Annotated in this window: 7 protein-coding genes; 1 reads left to right on the forward strand and 6 read right to left on the reverse strand. The window is 72.3% G+C overall.

What is annotated here, in order from left to right:
• The 6 genes from HL658_RS34910 to wecB form a co-directional block, all read right to left on the reverse strand.
• A complete protein-coding gene (locus HL658_RS34910) occupies positions 1 to 2,604 on the reverse strand; it encodes a glycosyltransferase (RefSeq protein WP_180285964.1) in 2,604 nt (867 codons plus the stop codon).
• Complete coding sequence (locus HL658_RS34915; RefSeq protein WP_180285963.1) at positions 2,601 to 3,527, reverse strand: NAD-dependent epimerase/dehydratase family protein; 927 nt, start codon at positions 3,525 to 3,527, stop codon at positions 2,601 to 2,603. The genes HL658_RS34910 and HL658_RS34915 overlap by 4 nt, the downstream gene beginning before the upstream one ends.
• Positions 3,527 to 4,525 (reverse strand): GDP-mannose 4,6-dehydratase, encoded by a 999-nt coding sequence (locus tag HL658_RS34920; protein WP_180285962.1) that lies wholly within the window; start codon positions 4,523 to 4,525, stop codon positions 3,527 to 3,529. The genes HL658_RS34915 and HL658_RS34920 overlap by 1 nt, the downstream gene beginning before the upstream one ends.
• Positions 4,522 to 5,274 carry a sugar phosphate nucleotidyltransferase gene (locus HL658_RS34925; RefSeq protein WP_180285961.1) on the reverse strand — a complete coding sequence of 251 codons (753 nt, stop codon included), beginning with the start codon at positions 5,272 to 5,274 and terminating at the stop codon, positions 4,522 to 4,524. Before HL658_RS34925 ends, HL658_RS34920 begins: the two co-directional genes overlap by 4 nt.
• A gap of 90 nt (positions 5,275 to 5,364) precedes the next feature.
• A complete protein-coding gene (locus tag HL658_RS34930; RefSeq protein WP_180285960.1) occupies positions 5,365 to 6,249 on the reverse strand; it encodes a dTDP-4-dehydrorhamnose reductase family protein in 885 nt (294 codons plus the stop codon).
• A gap of 13 nt (positions 6,250 to 6,262) precedes the next feature.
• On the reverse strand, positions 6,263 to 7,363 hold the full coding sequence (gene wecB, locus HL658_RS34935; protein ID WP_180285959.1) for a non-hydrolyzing UDP-N-acetylglucosamine 2-epimerase: 1,101 nt from the start codon (positions 7,361 to 7,363) through the stop codon (positions 6,263 to 6,265).
• Positions 7,364 to 7,807: 444 nt separating this feature from the next.
• On the opposite strand from wecB, the gene HL658_RS34940 reads away from it, so the two are divergent.
• Positions 7,808 to 8,182 (forward strand): hypothetical protein, encoded by a 375-nt coding sequence (locus HL658_RS34940; RefSeq protein WP_180285958.1) that lies wholly within the window; start codon positions 7,808 to 7,810, stop codon positions 8,180 to 8,182.
• Positions 8,183 to 8,335 lie beyond the last annotated feature (153 nt).

Genomic DNA, 8,335 nt, shown 5'->3' on the forward strand with positions numbered 1-8,335 from the left:
TCAGACTTCGTGTCGGTCGAGGGGAAGCAGGTACTCGTCGAAATAGAAGGGCCGCGCCTCCGGCAGATCATCGGGCGGCATCTCTTCCGCCGGCGGCGTGCAAGGAGGGGCCCGCAGGCCCGTCGCGTGCAGGCGCAGGAACAGCTCCACCCACGCGTCGGCCGGGCTGTCCCAGGGCAGCAGCCAGGTCGCCGGCCGGTCGCGGCAGCGTTCGGGAATGGCGCCGATGGCCCCCGCCGCCAGCGGCAGGCACAGCTCCATGATCTCGCTCAGCACATAGCTCCAGGTCTCCGGCGCCTGCGCCGGCAGCCAGGCGAGATGCGGGGCGATGCCGCCGACCGCCTCGCTGAGCCCGCCGTCGGCGTAGCGCCCGTGACGGACCAGGAAACCGGCGCGCTCGGCCTCGCGCGCCTCGTCGGGCAGCGGATGGATGTCGCCCAGCACGTGCAGACGGACCGGCAGGTTGCGGCGGTGCAGGATGCGCGCCGCCTCCGCCACCACGGCGCTGCCCTTCTTGGTGTTGATCCGGCCGATCAGCAGGACCCGCAGCGGCTCGCCCTCCCACAGGCGCGACCGGAACACGTGCCGCCGCTCCGGCGCCGGCCGCGCCCAATGGGCGGCGCAGACCAGCGGCAGGCCGGGGCACAGCAGGCCGGCCGTCGCCGCCACATGGCGGGAGATGGCGATCACCCGGTCGGCACCCGCCAGCACCGGCAGCGGCCGGGAGCGGACGATCCAGGGATCGCGGTCGCGCAGCCGCTCCATGCCGACGAAACGCCCGTCGTTGCCGCACAGGTGCGGCTCGGCGGCCAGCGTGTGGTAATCGACCAGCGTCACGTCGTAGGGCAGCGCCAGCGCTCCCAGCGCGGCGAGCGCGTCGTCCTCGTAGCCCATGGTGTGGACCGCATCGACCCGCGCCACCCCGGCCGCCCGCATCAGCGCCGCGAAGGCGCCGGTCTGGCCGGGCATGCGGAACGCCAGCCCCCTCCCCTCCCCGTCCATGGTGCCGGCGGACGGCAGGCACAGCATCAGGCGGCGGTCGGGGCCGCCATGCGCGATCAGCGCGTTGGCCCGCCCCGCCAGGGCGGCGGTCAGGTCGCGCAGGTGGGTCCAGGTGCCGCCGCCATGGCGATGGCACAGGAACAGGATGGTCGGCAGCCCCGGCCGCCGATGGCGGGCCAGCCGCGCCAGCACCGCGTCACGGAGGCCGTCGCGGTAGTCCAGCACGGCAGCGCCGCCGAGCGCCCGGTCCAACGGGTCGCCGTCGGCCGGACCCAACGTCGATCCGGACGCCGGGTCCGGTTTGCCGGTCGTCTGGACGGCCAGCGCGACGCTGGGATCGTAGGGGGCCATGCGCAGCCCCGTTGCGTCCAGGCGGTTGCCGGTGCAGGCCGCCAGCACGGCACCGCCCGCAGCGCGGCGGAGCAGCAGCCCGTCGAGGACCGACCGCCGGTCGTCCCCCGGCGCCGCGCCGTCGACCGGGCGCGGACGGACCAGCTCGCGGTCGTAGAGGAACAGATCCTCCAGGGCCGTGCGCAACAGCCCCCGCGGGTTCGGATGGGCGTCCGGGATGAAGGCCAGGACGTTCGCCGGGGAGGACGCGAGCACCGCCCGGATCGTGTCCTCCGCCGTGCCGCCCGGACAGGGGTCCGCCAGCACCGTCCAGGCCGGCGGCAGCCCGTCCGCCCAGGACGGCCGGCCGGCGGATCCCGGCCCGTCGCCAAGCGGAACCACCGCCACCGGCAGCCGGTCGAGCAGCCAGCCGATGCGGTGGCCGACATGGGCGCTGGCGCCCCGGTACACCGGGCGCCAGTTGCGCCGCAACGGCGTCAGGAACGCCAGCTCCGACCCGTCGTAGGCGCGCATCAGCGCCGGCGGCGTCTCGTCGACCAGATGGGCGAACATCCGGTCGGCCTCCTCCAGATGCCGCATGTGGCGGGAGCCTTGGAGCGGGTGTGTCCGCTGCCGGACCAGCGCCTGCGGGCTGTGCACGAAGGGGACCAGCCGCGCCATCCGGTACCAGAGATGATAGTCCTGGGTGGTCGGCAGCCCCGGCTCGAACAGGCCGGCGCGGTCGAACAGGGCGCGCGGGATCAGCAGGGCGCAGCCGTTCAGCAGGCCGTAGAACACCCCGTCGAGCGGGCGCGCCAGCAGGTTGCTGGCGCCGGCCGACATCAAGGCCAGCGGCCGCCCGTCCGCGTCTATCGTCTCGAAGTCGCCGACCACCACGCAGTCGCGGCCGAAGCGCCGGAAGGCCTCGACCTGCACCGCCAGTTTCTCGGGTTTGTAGACGTCGTCGTGGCTGAGCCAGCTGAACAGCGTGCCCCGCATGGACCGGATGCCGAGGTTGAGCGCCGTCGCGACGCCGCCGTTGGGCTTGTGCAGGTAGCGGATCGCGTCGCCGTACCGGGCGGCCACGGCCGCCGTGGCGCCGCCGTCGGTGGAGCCGTCATCGACGACGATGATCTCGGTGTCGGCGTAGGTCTGCGCCAGCACGCTGTCGATCGCCTCGCCCAGGTAGTTGGCGCCGTTGTAGACGGGGATGACGACGGAGACGAGCGGGGAGACGAGCGGCGCGCCGTCCGGGGCGGGCGGCGCGGTCATGCCGGAACAGCCCCGGCCGGCCGCTCCGTCCGCCACCAGTCCACGGTGCGGGCGAGCCCGTCCTCGAGCGCCACCCGCGGCATCCAGCCGAGCAGGTCGCGCGCCAGCGCGGCGTCGCCGAGGATGCTGTCCTCCCCGTCGGCCGGCTCCTCCGGCGGTGTCATCGGGTTGCCGGTCAGGGCCAGCACCCGGCGCATCAGACCCGCCACCGACACCGCCCGTCCCGACGCCAGCACGAAGGCCCGGCCGACCGCGCGCCCGTCGGCCCCGGCGGCGAGCAGCAGGGCGTCCACGATGTCGGACACGTACAGGTAATCGCGGCGCGGCGCCGTGTTGCGCACGCGCACCGGTCCGCCGGCCACCGCCTGCCCCACAATGGTCGGGATGACGGCCGCGGCCGTCTGGCGTGGCCCGTACACGTTGAAGGGCCGCAACACCACCACCGGCAGCCCGAAGCCGCGGTGGTAGCCGGCGGCCAGCGCCTCGGCGGCGATCTTGGACGCGGCGTAGGGCGTCGCCGGATCCAGCGGATGCTCCTCGGTCACCGGCAGATGGCGGGGCCGGCCGAAGACATGGCCGCTCGACATCAGCACCACGCGGCGCACCCCGGCGGTGCGCGCCGTCTCCAGCACATTCAGGGTTCCCAGCCCGTTGACCGCGATCGCATCGAACGGCGCCGCCATCACCGCGTCGGCCGAGGCGACGCCGCCCAGATGGTAGACCGTGTCGACACCCGCCATCGCCGCGCCGACGGCGGCGGCGTCGCGCAGGTCGCCGGCGACCATCTCCACCGCATCGGCCGTCGCCGCCGCCGCGCGCCGCCGCAGGCCGCGCACCGGCCGGCCGAGTGCCACGAGACGGTCGACCAGATGGGAGCCGATGAAGCCGCCGGCTCCGGTCACCAGGGCAAGCCCGCGGTCCATCAGAGCGCGTCGTCCGCCCAGCCGAAGGACGCGTCGCGGCTCCGCCACCAGTCCAGCGTCCGCCGCAGCCCCTCCTCCAGCGACACCCGCGGCTCCCAGCCGAGGACGCGGCGGGCCCTTCCGTTGTCGGAGAGCAGCCGGCTGACCTCGCTGTCGGCCGGGCGCTCGCGGCGGTCGTCGGCGACGATCTCCAGCGGTGTGCCGATCAGGTCGCCGATCATCGCGGCCAGCTCGCCGATGCCGACGTCGCGCCCGGTGCCCAGGTTGAACTCCCCGCCCGCCGCCTCCGCGACCTCCGCCGCGCGGATGAAGCCGCCCACGGTGTCGCCGACATAGGTGAAGTCGCGCCGCGGCCACAGCGAGCCCAGCCGCACCACGCCGCCGCGCAGCGCCTGCTCCATGATCGTGGAGATGACGGCGCGCGGCGACTGGCGCGGGCCGAAGGTGTTGAAGGGCCGCACGGTGACCGCCGGCAGCCCGAAGCTGCAGACGTAGCTTTCCACCAGCTTGTCGGCGGCGATCTTGGACGCGGCGTAGGGCGACTGCGCCTTCAGCCGGTGGTCCTCGTCCATGGGCACGCGCACGGCGCTGCCGAACACCTCGCTGGTCGACACATGCACCAGCCGGCGCGCATCGGCGCGGCGCACCCCCTCGATCACGTTCAGCGTGCCGAGCGCGTTGACCTGGAAGGTGTCGCGCGGGGCCACGTAGGAATAGGGGATGGAGATGCGGGCGCCGAGATGGAACACCGTGTCGATGCCGCGGCAGCAGTCGGCCACGAACTCCGCGTCGGTGAGGTCGCCGCGCCGGATGTCGAGCGCGCCCCGGATCTCCGCCGGCAACTCGCCCAGGAAGCCGGTGTCGCCCGAGGAGCCGTAGCGCAGCAGGCAGCGCACGTCCCAGCCGCCGCGCACCAGCGCCTCGACCAGATGCGACCCGATGAAGCCGCCGGCCCCGGTCACCAGGGCCGGCCGCGAAGCACCCGCACCGCCGCTCACCGGGCGGCTCCCAGCGCCAGCACCGGGGCGGCGGCGTCCGGGTCCGGCCCGCCCACGAGGTAGCGGTGCATGTCCGCCTGCGCCCGCGCGTAATCCTCCGGCCGGCCGATGTCGATCCAGTCCCCGCCGTGGTCGTAGGAGGCCACCCGCTGCCCCGCCCGCAGCGCCCGCAGGATCAGGTCCGGCATATGGGCCGGCTCGCCGGCGGCCAGCAGCGCCTGAGCCGCCGGCTCCAGCAGATAGGTGCCGATGCCGATACGGTGGCGGAGCTGCGGCTTTTCGCGGTAGTCGGTGACGAAGCCGTCGGCGTCGGTGTCGAGCACGCCCGAGCTGATGTCGGTGACCTGCATCTTCGACGCCACGGTGATCATGGCACCGCTGGACCGGTGCTCGCCCGCCATGGCGTCCAGGTCGAGGTTCGACAGGATGTCGCCGTTGGTCACCAGCAGCGTGCCCCGCGGCTCCGGCAGCAGACCGATGGCCCCGGCCGTGCCGAGCGGCCGGCTCTCGTGCAGGTAGGTGATGGCGGCCCCGAAGCGCGCGCCGTCCCCGCAATAGGCCTGGATCAGCGACGCCATGTGGCTCACCGCCAGGGTGATGTCGCGGATCCCGTGATGGCACAGCCGCCGGATGATGTATTCCAGGATCGGCTTGTCGCCGATCGGCATCAGGGGCTTGGGCAGATGGGCGGTGTAGGGGTAGAGCCGCTGCCCCTGCCCACCGACCATGATCAGACCCCGCATCGTCATCGTTCCACCCCCCATTGCCCGCCGGTGGCAACCCTATGGCCCACGGCCCCCGGTTCCAAGTGCCGCGAAGAAAAGCTCAACAATATCCCGCTACCGTCGATTGAGCGTCGAATCGTCATGCATCCGGCGGACCAGACCTTCCCACGACATCGGCCGCCATCCCGTCCTTTCGCGGAATCGGCTGCTGTCGAGACGGCGGTCGCAGTGGAAATCATCGTCGGGCCGCAGGTCGGTCGACAGGCCATACACATCGCTCACCAGGGCGAGCAGATCATGCTTGCTGATCGCGTCGGCGCCGACGTGCCACACGCCGTCCAGGCCGGGGAAATCCCGGAGCAGCATGGACACCAGCTCGGCCAGCGCCACGGTCGGCAGCCCGCTGAAGAGCGCGCGGCGGAATCCGCGCACGGGACGGTCCCCCTGGGCCAGGAACCATTCCACCAGGCTGTGCCGCCCGCGCAACTCGTGGCCGATGATGGAGGTGCGGATCACCAGACAGCCGGGTCCGGCCGGCTCGCCCAGCAGCTTGCTCATCCCGTACAGGTCGCGCGCGTCGGCCGGATCCTCCTCGCGGTAGCCCAGCCGGCCGCGCCGGCCGTCCTCGGTGCCGGCGAACACGCAGTCGGTGCTGAAATGGACGAGACGGCTGCCCTGCGCCCGGCACAGCGCCGCCAGCCGGTGCGGGAACAGGGCGTTGAGGTGGATGGTCTCGGAGGGATCGTCCCCGCCGATCACCTGCTTGATCACGCCGATCGCGTTGAGCACCGCGTCCGGCCGCTCGGCCTGGAGCAGGCGCTCCAGCCCCGCCTCGTCGGCGGCTTCGGGTCCGGCGACACGGCGCACCCCGGCCAGCCATCCCGGCCAGGGTGTGGCGGCTTTGCGCAAGGCCGCCACCGTCTCGACGCCCGACGCGGTCAGCACCTGGGCCAGCTTGTGGCCGAGCATGCCGCTGCCGCCGAGGATCAGCACCTTCATCGCCGCGTCCTCCTCAGCTGGCCGGCTGCGGCAGGCCGTGGTGGTGGCCGGTCAGGATGCGCAGCACCGTGCCGCTCACGTCCGGCGCCAGATACTCCGGCGGCGGCTGCCAAGCGGGCGGCTTGGCGGTGGCGATGGCGACGGCCCGCAGGATCGCCGACCGGTCGCAGCCGGTGAGCAGGTTGGACCCGCATTCGACCGTCTCCGGCCGCTCGGTCACGTCCCGCAGGGTGACGTTGGGCACGCGCAGGATCGAGCATTCCTCCTGCACCGTGCCGCTGTCGGACAGCACGCAGCGGGCGTGCGTCTCCAGCGCCACGAAGTCGAGGAAGCCGAAGGGCTCCATGAAGCGCACGGCGTCGTCCCCTTCGATCCCGGCGGCGGCGAGCCGGCCGCGCGTGCGCGGGTGGGTGCTGACGACGACCGGCACGCCGTGCTCGCGGGACAGAGCCTGGAAGGCCTCGGCGAAGACCGCCAGCCGCTCGGGCCGGTCGACATTCTCCGCCCGGTGCAGCGTCGCCAGCAGATAGCCGCCGGGCGCCAGCCCGAGCCGGTCCAGCACCGGCGATGCGGCGATGCGGTCGGCGTGCGCCCGCATCACCTCGTGGATCGGGTTGCCGGTGACGTGCACGCGCTCCGACGCGAAGCCCTCGCGCAGCAGGTTCTGCCGGCTGCGCTCCGTGTAGGGCATCAGCACGTCGCTGGAATGGTCGATGATGCGGCGGTTGACCTCCTCCGGCACGCGGGGGTCGAAGCAGCGGTTGCCCGCCTCCATGTGGAAGACCGGGATGCCGAGCCGGCGGGCCACCACCGCCGCGAAGGCCGAATTGGTGTCGCCCAGCACCAGCAGCCGGTCGGGCCGCTCGGCCAGCAGGAGGTCGTGGCAGGCCGTCATGATGCGGCCGATCTGCCGGGCGAAATCGGGCTCCGCCACGCCCAGGCTGTGGTCCGGCGCGCGCAGGCCGAGCTCGGCGAAGAACAGGTCCGACAGGCTCGCCGCGCTGTTCTGCCCGGTGTGCACCAGCACGTGCCCGGCATGGGCGTCGAGCAGCGGAATGAGCCGGGACAGCCGGATGATCTCCGGGCGCGTGCCCAACACGGTGACGATTTTCATTCACTCACACCAGGATCAAGCCAGCCCAGTCAAGATCGAATTTCCAAATAACTGCGTTCATCGAAGATCATATCCAATATTCCTCGCTTTCCAGAACAAGCTCTGCGCCGATCCATGCCATTGTCACAGAAAATAGAGCGATTTTCAGCAAAATGTATCAAACTGTGACTTGTGAGCGGTAATCCGGCTGCGCCACGAAATCAACATTCGTCGGTGTACGAATATCAAAGTTGGATGTCAATAGCGTCCTGAGCGGCGGATTTTCTTTCTGAGACCGTGAAGCGCGGTTGAAATGAAACGATGAATCTCGCCTTTCCGACATGGATGACCGCGACGGGCTGCCGGTTTCCGGTCGCCGCGCGTCGTCGGAAAAAGCCGCATTACCACCATCGATTTCTATGGCACCGTTCCATGGGATCGAATGCGGGAAGCGGGGGGTGCGGGATGCTGGTGGTCAGGGATCGGACGATCGAACATATGGCCGCCCGGCATCTGGACGGATACCGGGCGCGGCTTCTCGACCATCTCGCCCGCTGCTTCCCCGACCGCGTCCGCGCGCTGGGGACCGGGCGCGTCCACGCGATCGCCGATCGCGGAATCGCGGTGACCGAGCTCCTGGGCTTCACCACCGGGGCGGAGGTCGCGCGCTACGTCGGGCTGTCGGTGATCGTCGGCGACGACCTGCTGGCGCCGCCCCACCGGGGCTGGACCGCCCCGGTGCTCGGGGATGCCGCCCTCACACCCGAGCAGAAGCTCGGCCGCCTCGCCGTCCTGGCGCGGCGCCGCGGCCACAGCTTTGGTGGGGAGACCGCGCCGTGAGCCCGTCCAACCCGCTCGACCAAGCCGCGCAGGGCGTGCAGCAGGCCCGGGGGGCCGCCGCCCAGCAGCAGCGGAACGCCGCCGCCGCGGCCCATCGCGCCGCCCAGCAGGCGGCGGACGCCGCCGACCGCGCCGCCGCCGCCGCGCAGCAGG

The organism is Azospirillum oleiclasticum (assembly GCF_013423485.1).
Lineage (GTDB): Bacteria > Pseudomonadota > Alphaproteobacteria > Azospirillales > Azospirillaceae > Azospirillum > Azospirillum oleiclasticum.

Excerpts from the sequence above, each read along its gene's own strand:
- HL658_RS34915 (WP_180285963.1), bottom strand. The coding sequence starts at position 3,527 with ATGGACCGCGGGCTTGCCCTGGTGACCGGAGCCGGCGGCTTCATCGGC.
- HL658_RS34925 (WP_180285961.1), bottom strand. The coding sequence starts at position 5,274 with ATGACGATGCGGGGTCTGATCATGGTCGGTGGGCAGGGGCAGCGGCTC.
- HL658_RS34940 (WP_180285958.1), top strand. The coding sequence starts at position 7,808 with ATGCTGGTGGTCAGGGATCGGACGATCGAACATATGGCCGCCCGGCAT.
- HL658_RS34930 (WP_180285960.1), bottom strand. The coding sequence starts at position 6,249 with ATGAAGGTGCTGATCCTCGGCGGCAGCGGCATGCTCGGCCACAAGCTG.
- wecB (WP_180285959.1), bottom strand. The coding sequence starts at position 7,363 with ATGAAAATCGTCACCGTGTTGGGCACGCGCCCGGAGATCATCCGGCTG.
- HL658_RS34910 (WP_180285964.1), bottom strand. The coding sequence starts at position 2,604 with ATGACCGCGCCGCCCGCCCCGGACGGCGCGCCGCTCGTCTCCCCGCTC.